At 63.2% G+C, this 19198-nt stretch carries 21 protein-coding genes; 8 read left to right on the plus strand and 13 right to left on the minus strand.

Translation table 11 applies throughout. The features are described from left to right. Positions 1 to 20: 20 nt before the first annotated feature. The 6 genes from GBJ34_RS01115 to argH form a co-directional block, all read right to left on the minus strand. Positions 21 to 2483, minus strand: coding sequence for a DUF4175 domain-containing protein (locus GBJ34_RS01115; protein ID WP_151717411.1), 2463 nt, complete (start codon positions 2481 to 2483; stop codon positions 21 to 23). A 24-nt stretch (positions 2484 to 2507) separates the two neighbouring features. Beyond that, positions 2508 to 3773, minus strand: coding sequence for a diaminopimelate decarboxylase (gene lysA / locus GBJ34_RS01120; RefSeq protein WP_151717412.1), 1266 nt, complete (start codon positions 3771 to 3773; stop codon positions 2508 to 2510). A 61-nt stretch (positions 3774 to 3834) separates the two neighbouring features. Continuing rightward, positions 3835 to 4119: a DUF2834 domain-containing protein gene (locus GBJ34_RS01125; RefSeq protein ID WP_151717413.1), complete on the minus strand. Its 285-nt coding sequence runs from the start codon at positions 4117 to 4119 to the stop codon at positions 3835 to 3837. A 1-nt stretch (position 4120) separates the two neighbouring features. Further along, entirely contained in the window at positions 4121 to 4336 is a 216-nt protein-coding gene (locus GBJ34_RS01130; protein WP_226341003.1) for a hypothetical protein, read from the minus strand. Then, a complete protein-coding gene (locus GBJ34_RS20415) occupies positions 4333 to 4476 on the minus strand; it encodes a hypothetical protein (protein ID WP_192931071.1) in 144 nt (47 codons plus the stop codon). Before GBJ34_RS20415 ends, GBJ34_RS01130 begins: the two co-directional genes overlap by 4 nt. 51 nt (positions 4477 to 4527) lie before the next feature. Then, positions 4528 to 5949, minus strand: a complete 1422-nt coding sequence (argH, locus tag GBJ34_RS01135) for an argininosuccinate lyase (RefSeq protein WP_151717414.1) — start codon at positions 5947 to 5949, stop codon at positions 4528 to 4530. A gap of 23 nt (positions 5950 to 5972) precedes the next feature. On the opposite strand from argH, the gene GBJ34_RS01140 reads away from it, so the two are divergent. Then, positions 5973 to 6521 (plus strand): TlpA family protein disulfide reductase, encoded by a 549-nt coding sequence (locus GBJ34_RS01140; RefSeq protein ID WP_151717415.1) that lies wholly within the window; start codon positions 5973 to 5975, stop codon positions 6519 to 6521. Between the two features lie 4 nt (positions 6522 to 6525). Here GBJ34_RS01140 and GBJ34_RS01145 read toward each other — a convergent pair whose 3' ends face one another. Next, positions 6526 to 7098: a DNA-3-methyladenine glycosylase I gene (locus GBJ34_RS01145; protein ID WP_151717416.1), complete on the minus strand. Its 573-nt coding sequence runs from the start codon at positions 7096 to 7098 to the stop codon at positions 6526 to 6528. Positions 7099 to 7200: 102 nt separating this feature from the next. On the opposite strand from GBJ34_RS01145, the gene GBJ34_RS01150 reads away from it, so the two are divergent. From GBJ34_RS01150 to phbB, 3 genes are all read left to right on the plus strand, one after another. Then, positions 7201 to 8031: an EAL domain-containing protein gene (locus tag GBJ34_RS01150; protein ID WP_151717417.1), complete on the plus strand. Its 831-nt coding sequence runs from the start codon at positions 7201 to 7203 to the stop codon at positions 8029 to 8031. A gap of 164 nt (positions 8032 to 8195) precedes the next feature. Further along, a complete protein-coding gene (locus GBJ34_RS01155; protein ID WP_151717418.1) occupies positions 8196 to 9371 on the plus strand; it encodes an acetyl-CoA C-acetyltransferase in 1176 nt (391 codons plus the stop codon). Between the two features lie 113 nt (positions 9372 to 9484). After that, positions 9485 to 10210, plus strand: a complete 726-nt coding sequence (gene phbB, locus GBJ34_RS01160) for an acetoacetyl-CoA reductase (RefSeq protein WP_151717419.1) — start codon at positions 9485 to 9487, stop codon at positions 10208 to 10210. A gap of 279 nt (positions 10211 to 10489) precedes the next feature. Here phbB and GBJ34_RS01165 read toward each other — a convergent pair whose 3' ends face one another. The 3 genes from GBJ34_RS01165 to GBJ34_RS01175 all read right to left on the minus strand — a co-directional run bounded on the left by GBJ34_RS01165 (position 10490) and on the right by GBJ34_RS01175 (position 11728). Further along, positions 10490 to 10657, minus strand: a complete 168-nt coding sequence (locus GBJ34_RS01165; RefSeq protein WP_151717420.1) for a YdcH family protein — start codon at positions 10655 to 10657, stop codon at positions 10490 to 10492. A gap of 97 nt (positions 10658 to 10754) precedes the next feature. Continuing rightward, positions 10755 to 11513 carry a tRNA1(Val) (adenine(37)-N6)-methyltransferase gene (locus GBJ34_RS01170; RefSeq protein WP_151717421.1) on the minus strand — a complete coding sequence of 253 codons (759 nt, stop codon included), beginning with the start codon at positions 11511 to 11513 and terminating at the stop codon, positions 10755 to 10757. After that, positions 11513 to 11728, minus strand: a complete 216-nt coding sequence (locus tag GBJ34_RS01175; protein WP_151717422.1) for a putative signal transducing protein — start codon at positions 11726 to 11728, stop codon at positions 11513 to 11515. Before GBJ34_RS01175 ends, GBJ34_RS01170 begins: the two co-directional genes overlap by 1 nt. A gap of 57 nt (positions 11729 to 11785) precedes the next feature. Here GBJ34_RS01175 and GBJ34_RS01180 point away from each other — a divergent pair, with 57 nt between their 5' ends. Next, positions 11786 to 12787 (plus strand): polyprenyl synthetase family protein, encoded by a 1002-nt coding sequence (locus GBJ34_RS01180; protein WP_151717423.1) that lies wholly within the window; start codon positions 11786 to 11788, stop codon positions 12785 to 12787. Here GBJ34_RS01180 and GBJ34_RS01185 read toward each other — a convergent pair. The 3 genes from GBJ34_RS01185 to GBJ34_RS01195 form a co-directional block, all read right to left on the minus strand. Next, positions 12763 to 13656, minus strand: a complete 894-nt coding sequence (locus tag GBJ34_RS01185; protein ID WP_151717434.1) for a 4-(cytidine 5'-diphospho)-2-C-methyl-D-erythritol kinase — start codon at positions 13654 to 13656, stop codon at positions 12763 to 12765. The genes GBJ34_RS01180 and GBJ34_RS01185 overlap by 25 nt on opposite strands. Beyond that, entirely contained in the window at positions 13649 to 15412 is a 1764-nt protein-coding gene (locus tag GBJ34_RS01190) for a tetratricopeptide repeat protein (protein ID WP_151717424.1), read from the minus strand. Before GBJ34_RS01190 ends, GBJ34_RS01185 begins: the two co-directional genes overlap by 8 nt. 104 nt (positions 15413 to 15516) lie before the next feature. Next, entirely contained in the window at positions 15517 to 17160 is a 1644-nt protein-coding gene (locus tag GBJ34_RS01195; protein WP_151717425.1) for an electron transfer flavoprotein-ubiquinone oxidoreductase, read from the minus strand. A 287-nt stretch (positions 17161 to 17447) separates the two neighbouring features. On the opposite strand from GBJ34_RS01195, the gene greA reads away from it, so the two are divergent. From greA to GBJ34_RS01210, 3 genes are all read left to right on the plus strand, one after another. Continuing rightward, positions 17448 to 17918 (plus strand): transcription elongation factor GreA, encoded by a 471-nt coding sequence (gene greA, locus GBJ34_RS01200; protein ID WP_151717426.1) that lies wholly within the window; start codon positions 17448 to 17450, stop codon positions 17916 to 17918. 10 nt (positions 17919 to 17928) lie between these two features. Continuing rightward, entirely contained in the window at positions 17929 to 18939 is a 1011-nt protein-coding gene (locus GBJ34_RS01205) for a hypothetical protein (RefSeq protein WP_151717427.1), read from the plus strand. A 169-nt stretch (positions 18940 to 19108) separates the two neighbouring features. Further along, the coding region (locus GBJ34_RS01210) for a GTP-binding protein (RefSeq protein ID WP_217643993.1) at positions 19109 to 19198 on the plus strand (90 nt) is incomplete at its 3' end.

Raw genomic sequence — 19198 nt, forward strand, 5'->3', positions numbered from 1 at the left:
TGGCGCGGGCCGGATGCGTCCTAGAACAAATCGAGCAGGCGTTTGAGATAGTCCAGTTCGGTATCGGCGCGCTGCTGTTCACCGGCGCGGCGACGGATTTCATCCAGAAGGTCCTGCGCGCGACGTTGCGCCTCTTGCCCTTGCAAGAGGTTGCGATCGGATCCGATGCGGCCATTCTCGCCGCTTTCGCGCCCGAGCGGGTCGCGCTGGCCGCCGGGTTGGCCGCGCGGCCCCTGGCCTTGATCTTCGCCCGGCTGGCCCTGACGGTCGGCCTGGGCCTGCGCATCATTCAAGGCGCGCATTCCTTGGCGCAGGGCATCCATCGCCTCGGCCTGGCGGTCCAGCGCGCCGGACAGATCGCCTTCGCGCAGGGCGCGTTCGGCCTCGTCCATCTGGCGTTCTGCATCGCCAAGTGCCTCACGGCCTTCCTGACCGCGCTCGGTGCCAGCACCGGGCAACTGCCCCTGATTGAGCCGATCAAGCCGTTCGCGCAGAGCGCGCTGCCGTTCGGCAAGGCTTTGGCCATCCTGACCAGGCTGCGCCCCCTCATCGCCCTCAGAGGGGGTGCCCTGTTGCAGATTGCGGAATGCCTCATCCGACAGGCCCTGCTGATCGCGCAGCGTTTCTTGCAAGCCCTTCATGCCGGGAATGCGCGGCCCGCCCGAGCCGCCGCCACCCTCGGTCATTTGCAGGTTCTGCAACAATTGCTGGAGCATGGCCATGGCCTGCGCAGCTTCGGCCATCTTGCCTTCTTCCATCAGGCGCTGGATCTCGTCCATCATCTGCTGAATCTGGTCGCCGGTGACCTGCATCTGTTCACCTGCATCGGCCTGCGCGCCATCGGGGTTGCGCTCCATTTCTTCGGCCAGAAGGCGCATGTAATCATCGGTTGCAGCGCGCAACTCTTCCATCAGGTTCTGGATTTCTGCGGCATCAGCACCGTTGCGGATCGCCTCATTCAGACGTTCCTGCGCGCGGGCCAGCCGCTCACGGGCAGAGGCCAGATCGCCCTCTTCGACCAGCAGCGCAATCTCCCACAGTTCGGTCGCCAGCTCGTCGCGGATCTCGGGCGTCAGCGCGGCCTTTTCCTTATCAAGCCGGGCGATTGCGGCCTTGAGCCGGGCAAAGGTCTTCTGGTCGCGGATCAGGTCATCAGGCAGATGGGTCACCGCCTTGAAGATCTGCGCGGCACGCGTGGCATTCTCGCGCGACCACAGCAGATCGCGGCGCATCTCGATGATGGCGGCGGCCAGCGGATCGAAGAAACGCTTGCCCGGCAGGACCACCGACAGGGCATCGCTTTGCCCGGTCTGGCCCTGCGCGTCTTTCACCTCAAGCCGGACCTGCACCGGCATATTGGCGAAAGGATGCTGCGAGATATCCTCGATCAACGCATCCTCGAATTTCGCGCGATTGCCGCTGATCGGCAGCGGCAGATCGATCACAAGGGCAGGGCGGGTCTCGGGGGAGATGGCAAGTCCAAAGCGGCGATCTATCTGCGGCAGATCCAGCGTCACGGTGGCGGTGCCTGAGGTGATGCCGAAATCATCTTCCGCCGCGAAGGGCAACTTCATCTTGCCATCGCGTTCGCGCGTCACATCGCCCTTGATCTGCACGGTCGGGGCCGCGTCTTTCAGCGCGACGATCTTCCATTCGCGTCCGCCCGATCCATTGATCGCAATGGCACCATCCTGCATCACCTCGAAATTCTGCGACAGGTCGGAGGCGGGCGGCGGGGTGGTGGCTCCAGAGACCGTCTCGGTCAGCGTCAGCGCGCCGACCTCACCATAAAGGCGCACCTGCACCCGCGTGCCGCGCGGCAGGCTGAGGTTTTGATCGGTGATATCATTGAGATAAAGCGCGGGCTTGCCGGTATGGAGCGGCGGCTGCGCCCAGCCTTCCCAGGTCGGGCCGTTCATCATCGCTTCAGCCGGATTGGGGCCAAGGCCCGTCACGGTGGCGATGCGCCAGATCGAGCCGAAGCACAGCGCCAAGACCAACGCGGTCAGCGCCATATAGCGCAGCCCGAACGGGTCGCGCGGGGCCAGTTGCAGATCGGGGCGCACGGGTTTCGCGGTGACGGCGCGGGCTGCCATCCTGGCGCGATGCGCCTGCCAGACCGCGACAGAGGCCGGATCGCTGCCCCCAATCGCCATGTCATCGGACAGCGCCGATAGTGGCTGGCCGGGCAAAGTGGCATCAAGCCGCGCCATCGCCTCGGCCCGGCCCGGCGCGCGGAAGCGCCGCAGACCATGAATGAGTGTCGCAAGGGCGGCAAGGCTGAGGGCGACAAGGCCGGCCCATGCCACCTCAAGCGGAGCAAGATCCTGCACGCCGAAAGACAGCAACGCAAAGGTCAGAAGCGCGACCGTCCAAAGCGGCCAGAACGCGCGGGACAGACGCTCCGCCCAAAGCCCGGCCCATGTCAGCCGCAAGGGCCAACGGATCTGCCGCAACACTTCGGGGATCTGCCTCTGTTCCATTCCCTCCGTCACATCCTGCGGCCTTTACAGCCAGTCTGGCACGATATCGCGCTTGATCATGTCGTCATAGCTCGGGCGGGGCCGGATGACAGCGAAGTGATCGTCGCGCACCAGCACCTCGGGCACAAGGGGGCGCGAGTTATATTCGTTGGCCATCACCGCGCCGTAAGCCCCGGCCGAGCGAAAAGCCACCAGATCGCCCTCGACCACCAGCGGAAGTTCGCGGGCTTTCGCGAAAGTATCGCCGGTTTCACAGACCGGACCCACCACATCAAAGGCTTGGGTCGGGGCGGCGGGCCCCGGTTCGGTGACCGCGATGATATCGTGATGGGCGGAGTACATCGCCGGGCGGACCAGATCATTCATCGCCGCATCCAGAATCAGGAAGTCGCGGCCTTCGCCGTTCTTCACATAGATGACCTTGCTGACCAGCACGCCGGAATTGCCAGAAATCAGCCGACCCGGCTCGATCTCGATTTCGCAGCCCAGATGGCCAAGGGTGCGCTTTATCAGCGCGCCATATTCCACCGGCAGGGGCGGTGCCTCGTTGGAGCGGGTATAGGGAATGCCCAAACCGCCGCCGAGGTCCAGACGCGAGATGGTATGGCCATCGGCGCGCAGCGTCTCGGTCAGGGCTGCGACCTTTTTATAGGCCTGCTCGAAGGGCTCCAGCTCCACCAGCTGGCTGCCGATATGCACGTCAATTCCGACAATGCGCAGGCCGGGCAGACGGGCGGCTTCGGCATAGACCTCACGCGCGCGGGCAATCGGGATGCCAAACTTGTTTTCGCTTTTGCCGGTTGCGATCTTTTCATGGGTGCGGGCATCGACATCGGGGTTCACCCGGATGGTGATCGGCGCGGTTGCGCCAAGCGCAGTTGCAACCTCGGACAGCGCCCGCATCTCCGGCTCGCTCTCGATATTGAACTGACGGATGCCCCCTTCCAGCGCGATCCGCATTTCCTCGCGGGTCTTGCCGACGCCGGAAAACACGATCCTGTCACCGGGCACGCCAGCGGCGCGGGCGCGCAGATATTCCCCGGCAGAGACCACATCCATCCCCGCACCCAGATCGCCCAGCAATTTCAGCACCGCGACATTGGATAGCGACTTGATCGCGAAACAGACCATATTGGGCAGCGGATCCAGCGCATCTTTGAACAGGCGGTAATGCCGGGTCAGCGTGGCGCTGGAATAGCAATAGAAGGGGGTCCCGACGCTGGCCGCGATTTCGGATAGCGGCACATCCTCTGCGTGCAAGCTGCCATTGCGATACAGAAAATGATCCATGCGCGCCTCCTCAAAATCTTCCGTGGGCTATAGCAGAACTGCCGCGCATCGCAATCGGCGGTCAGCGGATCGGGGCGCTGCGCAGAAACAGATAGAGGGGCAGGCCGCAGCCAAGCCCCAGCAGCGCCGTGGCGGGCAATGACAGCAGCGCCAGCCAGTTGCGCCGCACCCATGTTTCGGCAAGCGCCCAGAACACCAGCGCCGCCCCGGCACAGGCCAGATTCCAGTCGGTGACCGGGCCGAGCAGATCCAGAAGCGGTGGCACCCCGGCCTCGATCAGCCGGTGCAGACCATGCGCAGCACCCGCAAGCGTCAGGGCCAGATAAAGTGCGCGCAAGACCGACATGTCAGAGCCTGAGCCCGATGCCAAGCGGCCCAAGCCCGGTGCTGACCCGCGCGCCAGACGGGCTGACGCCAAGCCGGACCGGGCCGGCATTGGTGCCCACCGAAGGCGTGACCGCCACCCCGTCGGGCGAGACACCGACGCCCAGATGCGGATCCGGGGCGGCGCATCCCGCCGCACCCAGAAATATCGCCAATACCAGCGGCGCGCGCGGGATCACAGAGTGCCCACCACGCCGATGCGTCCGTCACCCGAGATCGAGACACCAGGCTTTGCGCCCGGGGTTTCGGGTGCGCCATCGGCACCGCAGGCCGCCAGAAGGGCCAGCAACAGGAGCGGGGCGGAAATGCGTTTCATCATGGTATCTTCCAAATTTGACCGGGCCTGATCTGGCCCGGCGGCCAAGCTGCCTCAGCCAAGAATCCCGTGCCAGCGGGCAATTTGCGCCTTCACCTGATCCGGCGAAGTTCCGCCGTATGACTGCCGGGAGTTTACGGAATTGTCGACGCCAAGCACCGAATAGACACTTTGGTTTATATGCGCGTGAACGGATTGCATCTCGGTCATGGTCAGTTCGGGCAGATCGCAGCCCTTCTTCTCGGCCATGGCGACCAGCGTGCCGGTCACATGATGCGCCTCGCGGAAGGGCAGGCCCAATTCACGCACCAGCCAGTCGGCCAGATCGGTGGCGGTGGAAAAGCCGCTGGCAGCAGCGGTGCGCAGATTGGCGGTCTGCGCCACCATGTCGCTGACCATGCCGGTCATTGCGGCCAGACCCAGCATCAGCGTGTCCGCGGCATCAAAGACCTGTTCCTTGTCTTCCTGCATGTCCTTGGAATAGGTCAGCGGCAGGCCCTTCATCACGGTGAACAGCGCGACCGTCGCGCCCATGATGCGACCCAGTTTGGCGCGCAGCAGTTCTGCCGCATCGGGGTTCTTCTTTTGCGGCATGATCGAGGACCCGGTGGTCCATTTGTCAGACAGCCTCACGAAGCGGAACTGTGCCGAGGACCAGATCACCAGCTCTTCGGCGAAGCGCGACAGGTGCATGGCGCAGATGCTGGAGGCGGCAAGAAATTCCAGCGCGAAATCGCGGTCCGACACGGAATCAAGGCTGTTGGCGGTCGGTCGATCAAAGCCAAGCGCAGCGGCGGTCGCGTGCCGATCCAACGGGAAGGATGTGCCGGCAAGCGCCGCCGCCCCCAGCGGGCATTCGTTCATCCGGCGGCGCGCATCTTCGAACCGCGAGCGGTCGCGCGCCAGCATCTCCACATAGGCCAGCATATGGTGGCCCCAGGTGACGGGCTGCGCAGTTTGCAGATGCGTGAAGCCCGGCATTACCCAATTGGCACCCTGCTCGGCCTGCGACAGAAAGGCACGCATCAAGGCGGTAATCCCTTCGATGGCCGCATCGCATTGTGCCCGCACCCAAAGGCGGAAATCGACCGCGACCTGATCATTGCGCGAGCGCCCGGTGTGCAGGCGCTTGCCCGCCTCGCCGATTATCTCGGTCAGGCGGGTCTCGACCGCCATATGGATGTCTTCCTGCTCCACCCGGAATTCGAATTGACCGGCCTCGATCTCTGACAAGACCGTGAGCAGGCCTTCCCGAATGGCTTCGGCATCTTTACTGGTCAGAATGCCTTGTGCCGCAAGCATCGCGGCATGGGCGCGTGAACCGGCGATGTCCTGTGCGTAAAGCCGCTTGTCAAACCCGATGGAGGCGTTGATCGCCTGCATGATGGCATCCGGCCCGCTTTCGAAACGCCCGCCCCACATGGCATTCGCCTTGTCCGGGGTCGCGGTGGTCTGGGTCTTGTCGGTCGCGCTCATCGGGGCCTGCCTTTGGAGGGGAAATGCTGACGTTTCGTATGGCCGTTCTTTATACGGCCTTGATGTTCGGTGCAAACCCGGCTGCGGCAGACATCGCCGCCGCTGATGCCCTGCGCGCGGGCGATATGCAGAAGCTGAACTTCGCCGAGGCGCGCGAGATGCCTGCCATCGGGTTGCTGGGGCTGGATGATGCCCCGCGCAGCCTGACGGAATACAAGGGAAAGTGGCTGGTGGTGAATTTCTGGGCCACCTGGTGCCCACCTTGCCGTCACGAGATGCCTTCGCTGGGTGCCTTGCAACGTGCGATGGGCAATGACGGGTTCGAGGTGGTGACGGTGGCCACCGGGCGCAACGCGGTGCCCGCCATCGAGAAATTCTTTACCGAGGTTGGGGTCGGCCACCTGACCGCGCTGCGTGACCCCAAGTCGGAACTTGCGCGCGGTATCGGGGTGGCGGGCCTGCCGGTTACGGTGATCCTGAACCCTGAGGGGCAGGAGGTCGGCCGTCTGATCGGCGATGCTGACTGGAACAGCGCCGAGGCGAAGGCGGTGCTGGCCGCCCTGATGCGCTGAATCCTCAACCCGCGAGAGCTGCGGCTTTGGCGTGACCGGGGCAGGTGAGCATATGGTCATTGACCATGCCTGTTGCCTGCATGAAGGCATAGGTGATCGTCGGCCCGCAGAATTTGAAGCCTTCGGATTTCAGCGCCTTGGACATTGCACGCGATTCGGCGCTGTCGACCTGCGCATCGGCCATGGAACGCAGCCTGTTCTGGATCGGTTTGTTCCCGACAAACTTCCAAAGATAGTTGGCAAAACCTTCGCGCGCCTCAATGCGCAGATAGGCTTGCGCGCCTGCAATGGTGCCCGTGATCTTGCCGCGATGGCGCACGATGCCGGCATCTTGCAACAGGCGTTCCACCTCCGCTTCGCCCCAACCGGCAAGGGTTTCGGGATCAAAGCCCGCAAAGGCTGCGCGGAAATTCTCGCGCTTGCGAAGGATGGTGATCCAACTCAAACCTGCCTGAAAGCCCTCCAGCATCAGCATCTCGAACAGGGCGCGCGGATCGCGCTCTGGCAGGCCCCATTCCTCATCGTGATAGGCGACATAAAGCGGGTCATCCCCACACCAGCTGCATCGATCCTGCATCGCGACCTCATTCCTGAAAATTGGAACTAAATGTGAACTTTTATCGGGTCTTTACCTTTGCGGCTGCACTGTGTCGAGAAGAATGAGCCAGATGAGGATAGCATGGCGGGGGATCGAAAAACCGGGATGCGGGGGGATGCCTCGAACCCGCTGGCCTTTGTGATTTCCGAACAGGATCAGGAAACGCTGGCCATGGTGCGCGATGCGCTGGCACAGGGTCGGGTGCGGCTGGCCTTTCAGCCGGTGGTGATCGGTGCCGATCCCGGGCGCACGGTGTTTTGGGAAGGGCTGGTCCGGGTGCTGGATCCCAAGGGGCGCGTCATCCCGGCGCGTGACTTCATGGCGGCGGTCGAATCGACAGAGATCGGACGCCAGCTGGATTGCGCTGCGCTGGATCAGGGCTTGCGCATTCTGGCGCGGCATACAGATGTGCGGATCTCGATCAATATGTCGGCGCGCTCCATCGGCTATCCGCGCTGGATGCGCACGCTGAAAAAGGGGCTGCAACTTTCTCCCACCATCGGGGAGCGGCTGATTCTCGAAATTACCGAAACCTCGGTCATGCAGGTGCCAGAGGTGGTGGTGGCCTTCATGGATGATCTCCAGCGCGAAGGTATTGCCTTTGCGTTGGACGATTTCGGCGCGGGATATACCGCCTTTCGCTATTTCAAGGATTTCTTCTTCGACATTCTGAAGATCGATGGCCAGTTCATCCGCCAGATCCATGTGGATCGCGACAATCAGGTGCTGACACGGGCGTTGCTGACCATCGGCCGCCAGTTTGAAATGCTCTGTATCGCCGAAGCTGTGGAAACCCCGGAAGAGGCTGCGTGGCTGCAGGCCGAAGGCGTCGATTGTCTGCAGGGCTATCTGTTCGGTGCCCCCAGCCTGACCCCCGCCTTCATGCCCGAGGCCCAGTCGCGCCGAGCCTGACGATGTGCCGGGCCCGACGATGTGCCGGGTGCGGGAGGGGGGCGGGACTCGGCCGGTGCCTGCACGCCCGCGCGCAATTTTCTTGCTAGACGCGGCGTTCCGGCCTACCCATTTTGGCAAAGCGACGGCGTGCCCGTCGCCTCGGCCAAGGGAGAAGTCCAGTCATGACGAATGTCGTTATCGTATCCGCGGCGCGCACCGCCGTCGGCAGTTTCAACGGAACGCTTGCGAATACCCCGGCGCACGAGCTGGGCGCGGCGGTGATCGACGCCGTGGTGGCGCGGGCGGGCATCGACAAGGCCGAGGTGTCGGAGACCATTCTGGGGCAGGTTCTGACCGGCGGCCAGGGGCAGAACCCGGCACGTCAGGCGCATATTCTGGCGGGGCTTGCCAAAGAGGCATCGGCCTGGAGTCTCAATCAGGTTTGCGGCTCGGGTCTGCGGGCGGTGGCCCTCGCGGCGCAGCATGTGCAACTGGGGGATGCGGATATCGTTGTCGCGGGCGGTCAGGAAAGCATGTCGCTTAGCCCCCATGTCGCGCATCTGCGTGCAGGCCAGAAGATGGGCGACATGAAGTTCATCGATTCGATGATCAAGGACGGTCTCTGGGATGCCTTCAACGGTTATCACATGGGCCAGACTGCCGAAAATGTCGCCAATCAGTGGCAGATCAGCCGTGATATGCAGGACGAATTCGCGCTGGCCTCGCAAAACAAGGCCGAGGCGGCCCAGACCGCCGGCAAGTTCAAGGACGAGATCATTCCCTTCACCATCAAGACCCGGAAGGGCGATGTGGTCTTCGAAGCAGATGAATATATCCGTCTGGGCGCCACGATGGATGCGATGCAGAAGCTGAAACCCGCCTTCACCAAGGATGGCTCGGTCACCGCCGCCAATGCCTCGGGGATCAATGACGGTGCGGCGGGCGTGCTGCTGATGTCGGAAGCCGAAGCCGCAAAGCGCGGGCTGACCCCGCTGGCGCGCATCGCATCTTACGCAACCGCCGGGCTTGATCCGGCGATCATGGGGGTCGGCCCGATCCATGCCAGCCGCAAGGCGCTGCAGAAAGCGGGCTGGTCGGTTGCCGATCTGGATCTGATCGAGGCCAATGAGGCCTTTGCTGCCCAGGCCTGCGCCGTGAACAAGGATATGGGCTGGGATCCGGCCAAGGTGAACGTCAATGGCGGGGCGATCGCCATCGGTCACCCGATCGGTGCCTCAGGCGCGCGCATCCTCAACACGCTGCTGTTCGAGATGAAACGTTCGGGCGCGAAGAAGGGGCTCGCCACGTTGTGCATCGGCGGCGGTATGGGCGTTGCGATGTGCCTTGAACGGGCGTGATTTCTGCATCTGCGAAATAATGCTGCATAGGAAAAGTGGCGGGCGCAATAATGTTGCGCCCGTTTTGCTTCTTGGTTAGTTTGATTCCAACAACTGTTTCTATTGGAGGAATCATGTCGAAAGTTGCTTTGGTTACCGGCGGATCGCGCGGGATCGGCGCGGCAATCTCGGTCGCATTGAAGAATGCGGGTTATGCGGTCGCGGCGAATTATGCCGGCAATGATGAGGCCGCCGCTGCCTTTACCAAGGAAACCGGCATTCCGACCTATAAATGGTCTGTCGCGGATTACGACGCCTGCGCCGAAGGCATCGCCAAGGTGGAGGCCGATCTTGGCCCGGTTTCGGTTCTGGTGAACAATGCAGGTATCACCCGCGATGCCATGTTTCACAAGATGACGCCGACCCAGTGGAAAGAGGTCATCGACACCAACCTGACCGGCCTGTTCAACATGACGCATCCGCTGTGGTCGGGGATGCGGGACCGCAAGTTCGGCCGTGTCATCTCGATCTCGTCGATCAATGGCCAGAAGGGGCAGGCGGGTCAGGCCAACTACTCGGCCGCGAAGGCGGGGGATCTGGGCTTCACCAAGGCGCTTGCCGCCGAGGGCGCGCGGGCGGGCATCACCGTGAATGCAATCTGCCCCGGCTATATCGCCACGGAAATGGTGAAGGCGATTGATGAGAAAGTGCTGAATGAGCGCATCATCCCGTTGATCCCGGTCGGTCGTCTGGGTGAGCCGGAAGAGATCGCGCGTTGCGTGGTCTTCCTTGCCTCGGACGAGGCCGGATTCATCACCGGCTCGACGCTGAGCGCCAATGGCGGCCAGTTCGTCGTCTGATCAAGGCCTCCCCGTTCCGTCATGGCATTCCGGGGTGCCACTTACGAGTGTCGGGGCCTGTGCGTTGCGCAGGCCCTTTTTTATGTCGCCGCTTTCTCGGGCCTGCTTCACGCTGCCCCGTCTCGCATTCCGAATGGGGCAAACGAGAAAGGCGACAACCCGATGGTTGCCGCCCCGATTTGCCCTGCCCTCTCATGCTGGGCGTGATGGATCTGATGCGTCAGGCGGCGTTCGGCCACCAGATTTGCGCCAACCGTCCTGCGGTCCGCGCGGCGTGGATCAGGCGTCCGAAAGCCGGGTGATCTCTTCCTTGAGCTTCAGCTTCTGCTTTTTCAGCGTGGCGATTTCCTGATCCGGGGTGCCGGGTGCCCTCTGGGCCCGCTCCACCATATCAGACAGGTGTTCGTGCTTCTTCCTCAGTTCGGCGATATGCGAAGCGACGGTCATCCAAACCTCCTGTGCTTGTTCGGTCTTTTGATTGCAGCACGGATTTGTCCGTCTGTCATCAAAATGTCACCGCCGCGTCGCAGCAATTACAGGGCATTCAGCCGAACTGCGCCGAAAGGTCACCCCCCATGCGCAGGATTTGGTTCGCAGCCGCCGTATAGGCCTCCCGGTCGCCCTCATGTGATGCGCCGTGATGGATAACGAAGGGTGCCAGCAACCGGAACGCGGCCCGCCCACCCTTGCGGGCGCGCAGAATCACCCGCTTGGCCGCGCGCCCCTCACGCGCAGCCAGTGGCAGCACGCTGGCAGAGCCCAGCGGGCCAAGAGCCGCCATCAATTCCGGCAAGGCATCGGCGCCGGTGATCATGGTCAGCCAGCCGCCGGGCCGCAGTCGCCGGGCGGCAATGGTCATCCATTCCGCCAGCGCCACAGCCTCCACCTGCATGGCCGTGGCCCGTGCCGTGATGGGCGAAGGGGTGCCACCCGCCGGATAATAGGGTGGGTTGCAGATCACATGGTCAAAGTCACGGCGCAGAATCTGCGGCATGGCGCGCAGATCGCCCGTCAGCACCTCGAACGCGATACCATTGCGCGCGGCATTGCGTCGCGCCAGATCGGCATAGCCGGGCTGCAGTTCCAGCCCGGACAATATGACATCCGGCACCCGCGCGGCCAGGCAAAGTGCCGCCGCCCCGGCACCGCAGCCCAGATCCAGCACGGATTCGCCGGCCCCCGCCCGGCAGGCCGCCGCCAGAAAAACCGGATCGGTTGCCGCGCGATAGCCCTTCAGTGGCTGCCACAAGCGCAACCGTCCCGAAAGGAACTTGTCATCAGAGAGTTGATCTTCGGTAAACATCAGCGGCCGGTTTCGATGCCATTGTCACGCAGCGTGATCTCGGCTCGGAACAGGTCACGATCTGCAACCATCAGGCGTTGCGGGAACAATCCGATCCCGCCTTCGAGGATGCTCATGTGGACGTCCAGCCGAAACACCGTTATATCCTCGCCCTCAAGAAGCGCCGTGGCAAAGGCGAGGATCGTCGGATCCGTGCTGCGGAGAATCTCTTTCATGGGTCTAGGATTGTCGGCAAACCCCCGGGATGTCGATACGGGAAAGGCGAGGGTGGCATGGGGCTGGACGAGGTAGCGCAGAAACCGCATGAGCGTCTGATGACCTGGCTTGCCGCCGATATGGAAGCGGTGAATGCGATGATCCGCGATCGCATGGCATCGGAACACGCACCGCGCATCCCGCAAGTGACCGCCCATCTGGTCGAGGCGGGTGGCAAGCGGTTGCGGCCACTGCTGACGCTCGCGAGCGCGCGCCTTTGTGGCTATGACGGCCCCTATCATATCCATCTGGCGGCGACGGTGGAGTTTATCCACACCGCGACGCTGCTGCATGATGATGTCGTGGATGAAAGCAGCCAGCGTCGGGGGCGGCCCACCGCTAATCTGTTGTGGGATAACAAGTCTTCGGTTCTTGTGGGAGACTATCTGTTTGCGCGCAGCTTCCAGCTGATGACCGAGACCAATTCGATGCGGGTGATGGAGATCCTGTCCAACGCCTCTGCGACCATCGCGGAGGGCGAGGTGCTGCAACTGACGGCCGCGCAGGATCTGGCGACGACGGAAAGCATCTATCTGCAAGTGGTGCGCGGCAAGACTGCCGCGCTGTTTTCGGCGGCGACCGAGGTGGGCGGCGTCATCGCGGGGGCCGATGCCACGCAGGTGAAGGCGCTTTACACCTATGGCGATGCGCTTGGCATTGCCTTCCAGATTGCCGATGACCTGCTGGATTACGGCGGCACCTCGGCGACCATCGGCAAGAATGTCGGGGATGATTTCCGCGAACGCAAGCTGACCCTGCCGGTCATCAAGGCTGTGGCGCAAGCCAGCCCGGAAGAGCGCGCCTTCTGGGAACGCACCATCGCCAAGGGCCATCAGGCCGAGGGCGATCTGGAGCAGGCGCTGGCAATCATGGCGCGCCATGGCACGATGGCTGCAGCCCGGGCCGATGCGCTGGCCTGGGCCGGACAGGCGCGTGACGCCATTGCGACGCTGCCCGATCATCCGATCCGGGGGATGCTGTCCGATCTGGCGGATTACGTCGTTTCGCGGATCAACTGAGGCATATCGGCGCGGCCAGGATAGATCTGGCCCGCTGCCACCCACCAATCGGGGCGCGCTTCGCGCAGCAGATCGGCGGCATCTGCCGCCTGCGCCTCTTTGGCGAAGAGCGCAAAGCAGGTCGCACCGGAGCCTGACATGCGGGCAAACAGCGCCTCAGGCAGCGCAGCAAGGGCCGCGATCACATCGGCGATCACCGGCGCATGGGCGATGGCCGGGGCCTCCAGATCGTTGCGGGTGCTTGCCAACCACTCGGCCAGTGCCACAGCATGGCCCCATTGCGGCAGCGTATCGGGCAGAGGGGCATTGTCCTTTCGCGACAGCGCCTTGAACACGACGGGTGTTGGCACCTCGACGCGCGGATTGGCCAGAACGACATGCAGTTCGGGCAGGGGGGGCAGCCAGTCCAATTGTTCACCGATGCCGCGCATCCGGCTTGGATGTGAGGCAAGGCAGACCGGCAGGTCGGCACCCAGTGCCCCGATGCGCTGTGCCAGATCCGGCGTGGCCGGGACAGCCTTGCCGCGCATCGCATTCAGCCGCAGCACCGCCCTGATTGCCGCAGCGGCATCCGCTGATCCGCCGCCAATGCCGCTGGCGGGCGGCAGACGCTTGGTCAGGTGCAATGCCACGCCCTGATCGCCGGTGACCAGCCGTGCCGCGCGCAGGACAAGATTGTCCTCGCCGCATGGCACATCCGCCGCAAAGGGGCCGTCGATCCTCAGCGCTGTGTCATCGGCTGCGGTCACGCGCAGGCCGTCGCCGATTCCGGCAAAGACCACCAGGGAATCAAGGAAGTGATAGCCATCTGCGCGCTGCCCGGTCACATGCAGGCAGAGGTTGATCTTCGCATGGGCGAATTCAGTCAGTGTTTGAAGCATTCTTGGTTTCCAGAGGTGCAGCCCCTTCAGAGGCAAGCACTTTGTCAAGACCCAGTTCCAGCTTCAGGCGGATGCGCTTGGCGTCCTTTTCCTCGGGGCCATAGGACAACGCGCGCCGCCATTGAAAGCGGGCCTCCAACTGGCGACCGACCGCCCAATAGACATCGCCAAGATGATCGGTCACCACCGGGTCAACAGGCTCCATCTGCGAGGCGCGCTCCATCGGGGCCAATGCGTCCTGATAGCGGCCAAGACGGAAATAGGCCCAGGCGAGGCTGTCGGTGATCGCGCCGCTATTGGGTTCGACCTGCACGGCGCGCTCGATCAGTTTCAGGGCCGCATCAAGATCCTTGTTCATTTCCAACATGCTGTAGCCGAGATAGTTCAGCACTTGCGGCTGGTCGGGGCTCAGTTCCAGTGCCTTGCGTAGATCGGCCTCCCCAAGTTCCCACCGCTTTTGCCGCTCGTGGCAGATCCCGCGCGAAAAGAACAGCCGCCAGTCGCCCTCATCGGGCGTGCCCAGCAAGGCGATGGCGGCATCATAGGCCAGGGTCGCATCCTCGTAACGCTCTTCGCGGCGCAGCATGTCGCCATAGGTTGCGTGCACGGTGCGCAACTTGGGATAGGCCTTGGACAGCGCCTGCATCACCTCCAGCGCGGCATCGGGCTTGCCAGCAGCGATCAGCGTCTCGGCCCGGCCGATCTCGGCCAGATAATGCTCTGGCGCGTCGCTCGGCACCTTGGCATAGGTCGCGGCCGCAAGATCGGCCTGGCCGTTGCCATTCAGCAGCGAGGCAGAGGTCAACAAGGCCTCGGTATGGTCGGGGCGCAGATAGGCGGCGGCCTGGCTCAGCAGCAGGGTGTAGCCGCTTTCCGCCTCGCCCCGGCTGGCGGAGGCCAGGGTGTAGAACACCTCGGCCATGCCCTGTTCGGGAGTCTGCACGATGGTCCAGGGCAAGGTCTCGCCATTGGTCAGACGCTCGCGCATCCCGACCACGGCCACATCCTGACCTGGGGCAAAGACCTCGTCCAGCAGGGCAATCGCATCCTCGTTGCGTTCCAACTGGCTCAGGATCTCGGCATGGGCCAGCACGACGCGACGGAGCGCGCGCCCGGCCTTGCCCGCTTCGGTATTGAGCGCGGCATCGGCGCTTTCGAAATCGCCTGCCATCGCAAGGGCCAGGGCCTTGTGATAGGCCCCAAACAGCGCGCGGTCGGGGGTCTTGGCGATCTTGTCCAGCGCCTCGACCGCCTCGGTCACCTGTCCCGCCCCGGCCTGTGACCATGCCAGAACCAGATCGTTCAGCAATGCGCCGCCGCCATGACCATCCTTGATCAACTGGTCGATGCGCGCGTAATCCTTGCGCCCTGCAGCCTCGGTCAGCAAGGCAAGCGCGCTGATCTGGCTTTTGTCCCCCAGATCCAGCAGGTGCTGTGCGGTCTTTGCGGCCTCGCCGAAGCGACCCTGACCCATCGCGCCGATGGTGGCACCTTCCAGCAGCATCGGATTGTCTGGGTCCGTGCGCAGCGCCTCGGTGAACCAATGGGTCGCGGCGGTATAATCCCCTTCCGCCGAGGCAACGCGCGCGGCGAGATAGGCCCCCGCATTGGGTTGAGCTGGCGGTTGCTCTGACGCGGATTCGGCTGCGGTTGCCTCCGGCTTTGCAGGGGTTTCCGCCGCCAGCGGTGTCGCAGACAGGGCAAGCGCAAGGCCGATGGCCGTTGCCGAACGGGTCAGGGGCATGAATTCCTCCGGGTCTTGGCGCTACCCTAAGGCGCGGTCGGGCCCAAAGCAATGCGGGGTGCCGATGAGGCACCCCGCAAGCCGCGCATGTCGCGCAGAGTTTATCACATATTGGGGTAATTCGGGCCGTCACCGCCCTGGGGCGTGGTCCAGTTGATGTTCTGGGCCGGGTCCTTGATGTCGCAGGTCTTGCAATGGACGCAGTTCTGGAAGTTGATGCGGAAGCTGGCATGGGCACCTTCGCCCAAGACCTCATAGACGCCGGCCGGGCAGTAACGCTGCGCCGGCTCATCATATTCCGGTAGGGTGAACTTGATCGGGATCGACGGGTCTTTCAGCTTCAGATGGGCGGGCTGGCTTTCATCGTGATTGGTGAAGCTGAAGGCCACATTGGTCAGCCGGTCAAAGGACAGTTTGCCATCGGGGCGGGGATAGTCGATCTTCTTGAAATCCTTGGCCTTGCCGGTCGCTGCGGCATCCGACTTGCCGTGTTTCAGCGTGCCGAAGGCGGTGAGGCCGATGACGTTCAGCCACATGTCCAGCCCGCCCCCCATCAACGAGGCGATGAGGCCGAATTTCGACCAGAGCGGCTTGACGTTGCGGACCTTCTTCAGATCCTGCCCGATCGGGCCGCCACGCACCTCGGTCTCATAGGCCGCCAGCTCGTCGCCCTCGCGGCCTGCCTTGATCGCGTCATGGGCAGCCTCGGCCGCGGCCTTGCCAGAGAGCATGGCGTTGTGGTTGCCCTTGATGCGCGGCACGTTCACCATGCCGACCGAACATCCCAGCAGCGCCACACCCGGTGCCACCATCTTGGGCATCGACTGCCAGCCGCCTTCGCTGATGGCGCGCGCACCATAAGCCACGCGTTTGCCGCCCTCCAGCAGTTCCGCCACCATCGGATGATGCTTGAAACGCTGGAATTCCATATAGGGGTAAAGATGCGGGTTCTGGTAGTTCAGGTGCACCACGAAGCCGACATAGACTTGATTGTTTTCAAGGTGGTAGATGAAGGATCCGCCACCCGCATTGCTGCCCAGGGGCCAGCCCATCGTATGGGTGACCGTGCCCAGCTTGTGCTTGGCGGGGTCGATCTCCCAGATTTCCTTCATGCCGATGCCGAACTTTTGCGGGCAATGGCCTTTGGAAAGATCGTATTTCGCGATCACCTCTTTCGAGAGGCTGCCGCGCACGCCTTCAGCCAGGAAGACATATTTGCCGCGCAGTTCCATCCCCGGTTCATAGGCCGGGCCGGGTTGGCCATCTTCGCCCAGACCAAATTCACCGGCGACGACGCCGACCACGCGCTCGCCTTCATAGACCAGCTGCGAGCAGGACATGCCTGGGAAGATCTCGACGCCAAGCCCCTCGGCCACCTGCGCCATCCAGCGGCAGACATTCGCCATCGAGACGATGTATTTGCCGTGGTTGTTCATGAAGGGCGGCATCGGCCAGTTCGGGATGCGCATCTGCCCGGCGGGGCCGAGGACATAGAAATTGTCCTCCTTGACCTCGGTCTTGATCGGCGCGTCCATCTTGCGCCAATCGGGCAGCAGGGCATCAAGGCCACAGGTATCGAGCACCGCGCCCGACAGGATATGCGCGCCGACCTCTGAGCCTTTTTCCAGCAGAACCACGTTCAGATCAGGATCAAGCTGCTTCAGGCGGATCGCCGCAGACAGGCCCGCAGGGCCACCGCCAACGATCACAACATCATATTCCATCGCCTCGCGTTCGATCACGCTCATCCCTGTCTCCCCTCTGGCCACGCCAAGCGCCGCTTGATGCCGCAGTTCTGTGCCGCAACGGAACCTCATCGTCAATCGTGACGCAAGATCAAATCGCTGCATTGCAGTATCGGCGTAATATTGTTTCGAACCGTTTGCCGCTCTTGGTGGACAAGGTGCCGTTTTGCGCCAGGGTCGCACCAGCTGCCCCTTGCATTTTGCCTGCCGCTCGGGTCAGTTGGGTCAACAACGATCACCACAGTCATGGCTCGCAAGGGCCGTGGCTTTGCTTTTTTCGTGGAAGACAGATGGAAAAGATTCCGATGACCCGTGCCGGCAACCAATTGCTGGACGAAGAGCTGAAGCGCCTGAAATCGGTGGAGCGGCCCGCCATCATTCAGGCCATTGCCGAGGCGCGCGAGTTGGGCGATCTGTCGGAAAATGCCGAATATCACTCTGCCCGCGAAAAGCAGAGCTTCATCGAGGGGCGCATCAAGGAGCTGGAAGGCATCCTGTCGCTGGCTGAGGTAATCGACACCGAAAAGCTGTCAGGCCCGATCAAGTTCGGCGCGACAGTGACGCTTGTCGATGCCGATACCGATGAGGAAAAGACCTATCAGATCGTGGGCGAGGTCGAGGCCGATCTGGAACGCGGTCTGCTGAACATGCGGTCGCCCTTGGCGCGGGCGCTGATCGGCAAGGACGAAGGTGATACGGTTGACGTGAAGACGCCGGGTGGCGAGCGCAGCTATGAAGTGCTGAACATCCGCTACATCTGAGGCCCAAGCGATGCCAGACCAGCGGCAAGGCAAGATCGTGACCCCGCAATCGACGCCCCCCGTCGAGGCGGGTCCGGTCTCGCGTTCCAACCGGACAGAGATGGTGGCCGCGGCTCTCAGCATCATCTGGCTGATTGCGGTGGCGACCTATATCTTTGTTGCCCCCGAAGGGGTGGGCACGCTTGGCCTTGTGATGACGCTGATGATGGTCTTTTTGCCCATTGCCGTGATCTGGGTGGCGGTGACCACACTGCGTTCGGTGCAGGAGCTGCGTTCCGAGGCGGTGCGGCTGCAATCGGCCGTCGAGGCGATGCGGGCGACCTGGGTGCAAAGCCATGTCCAGCCCTCGGTCGAGAAAAAGCTCGATGAGATCGAGCGGTCTGCGAAATCGACCGAGACCGCGCTTGCAACCTTCACCTCGCGTCGCGATTCCATGCTGAGCCAGGCCTTGGCGGACCGAAAGGCCGCACTTGCCGCGCCGCGGCCGACCCCAACGATCGATGATCAGACGGTGCTGGCGCTTGGCACCCCGGCCGAGGATCTGCGCCCGCCGCTCTCCGTGGCCGAGTTCATCCGCGCGCTGCAATTTCCCGAAAGTCCCGATGACAAGGAGGGCTTTCGCGCCCTGCGTCTGGCGCTCGAGGATCGCAAGATCGCCAAGCTGATCCGGGCGGCACAGGACGCGCTGACCCTGCTCGCGCAGGAAGGCATCTATATGGATGACCTCAAGCCCGACCGCGCCCGGCCCGAATTGTGGCGAAGCTTTGCGCATGGCGAGCGGGGCGGTGCCATCGCTGGTCTGGGCGGGATCCGCGATCGATCTTCGCTGGCGTTGACGGCGGGACGGATGCGCGAGGATCCGGTGTTCCGCGATGCGGCGCATCACTTCCTGCGCACCTTTGATCGCACCTTCGCCGAGTTCGAGGCCAATGCCAGCGATGCCGAACTGATCGCACTGGCCGACAGCCGCACCGCGCGCGCCTTCATGCTGTTCGGTCGCGTTGCCGGGGTCTTCGACTGAGTCACCCGAAGGATCGCACCAGCGACGGGCGGGCGAAAGGTTGCGTGGCGACGGCAGAGCGCCAGATTCGCCAAGTGAGGCTTGATTTCTCCGGTTTTCATGGCTAAGTCGCGCCCTGTCTAGATCAGGGTCCGGGCGTGCCGGGCCCCCCAATTCCGCGAGGGCCATCATGGCAAAGGCAAAGTTTGAACGGACGAAACCGCACGTCAACATCGGGACCATTGGTCACGTTGACCACGGGAAGACGACGCTGACGGCG

This window comes from Gemmobacter serpentinus, assembly GCF_008973825.1.
Classification (GTDB): Bacteria; Pseudomonadota; Alphaproteobacteria; order Rhodobacterales; family Rhodobacteraceae; genus Gemmobacter; species Gemmobacter serpentinus.

Coding starts and splice junctions, on each gene's coding strand:
- GBJ34_RS01115 (WP_151717411.1), bottom strand. CDS start 2,483: ATGGAACAGAGGCAGATCCCCGAAGTGTTGCGGCAGATCCGTTGGCCC.
- lysA (WP_151717412.1), bottom strand. CDS start 3,773: ATGGATCATTTTCTGTATCGCAATGGCAGCTTGCACGCAGAGGATGTG.
- GBJ34_RS01125 (WP_151717413.1), bottom strand. CDS start 4,119: ATGTCGGTCTTGCGCGCACTTTATCTGGCCCTGACGCTTGCGGGTGCT.
- GBJ34_RS20415 (WP_192931071.1), bottom strand. CDS start 4,476: ATGATGAAACGCATTTCCGCCCCGCTCCTGTTGCTGGCCCTTCTGGCG.
- argH (WP_151717414.1), bottom strand. CDS start 5,949: ATGAGCGCGACCGACAAGACCCAGACCACCGCGACCCCGGACAAGGCG.
- GBJ34_RS01140 (WP_151717415.1), top strand. CDS start 5,973: ATGCTGACGTTTCGTATGGCCGTTCTTTATACGGCCTTGATGTTCGGT.
- GBJ34_RS01145 (WP_151717416.1), bottom strand. CDS start 7,098: ATGCAGGATCGATGCAGCTGGTGTGGGGATGACCCGCTTTATGTCGCC.
- GBJ34_RS01150 (WP_151717417.1), top strand. CDS start 7,201: ATGGCGGGGGATCGAAAAACCGGGATGCGGGGGGATGCCTCGAACCCG.
- GBJ34_RS01155 (WP_151717418.1), top strand. CDS start 8,196: ATGACGAATGTCGTTATCGTATCCGCGGCGCGCACCGCCGTCGGCAGT.
- phbB (WP_151717419.1), top strand. CDS start 9,485: ATGTCGAAAGTTGCTTTGGTTACCGGCGGATCGCGCGGGATCGGCGCG.
- GBJ34_RS01165 (WP_151717420.1), bottom strand. CDS start 10,657: ATGACCGTCGCTTCGCATATCGCCGAACTGAGGAAGAAGCACGAACAC.
- GBJ34_RS01170 (WP_151717421.1), bottom strand. CDS start 11,513: ATGTTTACCGAAGATCAACTCTCTGATGACAAGTTCCTTTCGGGACGG.
- GBJ34_RS01175 (WP_151717422.1), bottom strand. CDS start 11,728: ATGAAAGAGATTCTCCGCAGCACGGATCCGACGATCCTCGCCTTTGCC.
- GBJ34_RS01180 (WP_151717423.1), top strand. CDS start 11,786: ATGGGGCTGGACGAGGTAGCGCAGAAACCGCATGAGCGTCTGATGACC.
- GBJ34_RS01190 (WP_151717424.1), bottom strand. CDS start 15,412: ATGCCCCTGACCCGTTCGGCAACGGCCATCGGCCTTGCGCTTGCCCTG.
- GBJ34_RS01195 (WP_151717425.1), bottom strand. CDS start 17,160: ATGAGCGTGATCGAACGCGAGGCGATGGAATATGATGTTGTGATCGTT.
- greA (WP_151717426.1), top strand. CDS start 17,448: ATGGAAAAGATTCCGATGACCCGTGCCGGCAACCAATTGCTGGACGAA.
- GBJ34_RS01205 (WP_151717427.1), top strand. CDS start 17,929: ATGCCAGACCAGCGGCAAGGCAAGATCGTGACCCCGCAATCGACGCCC.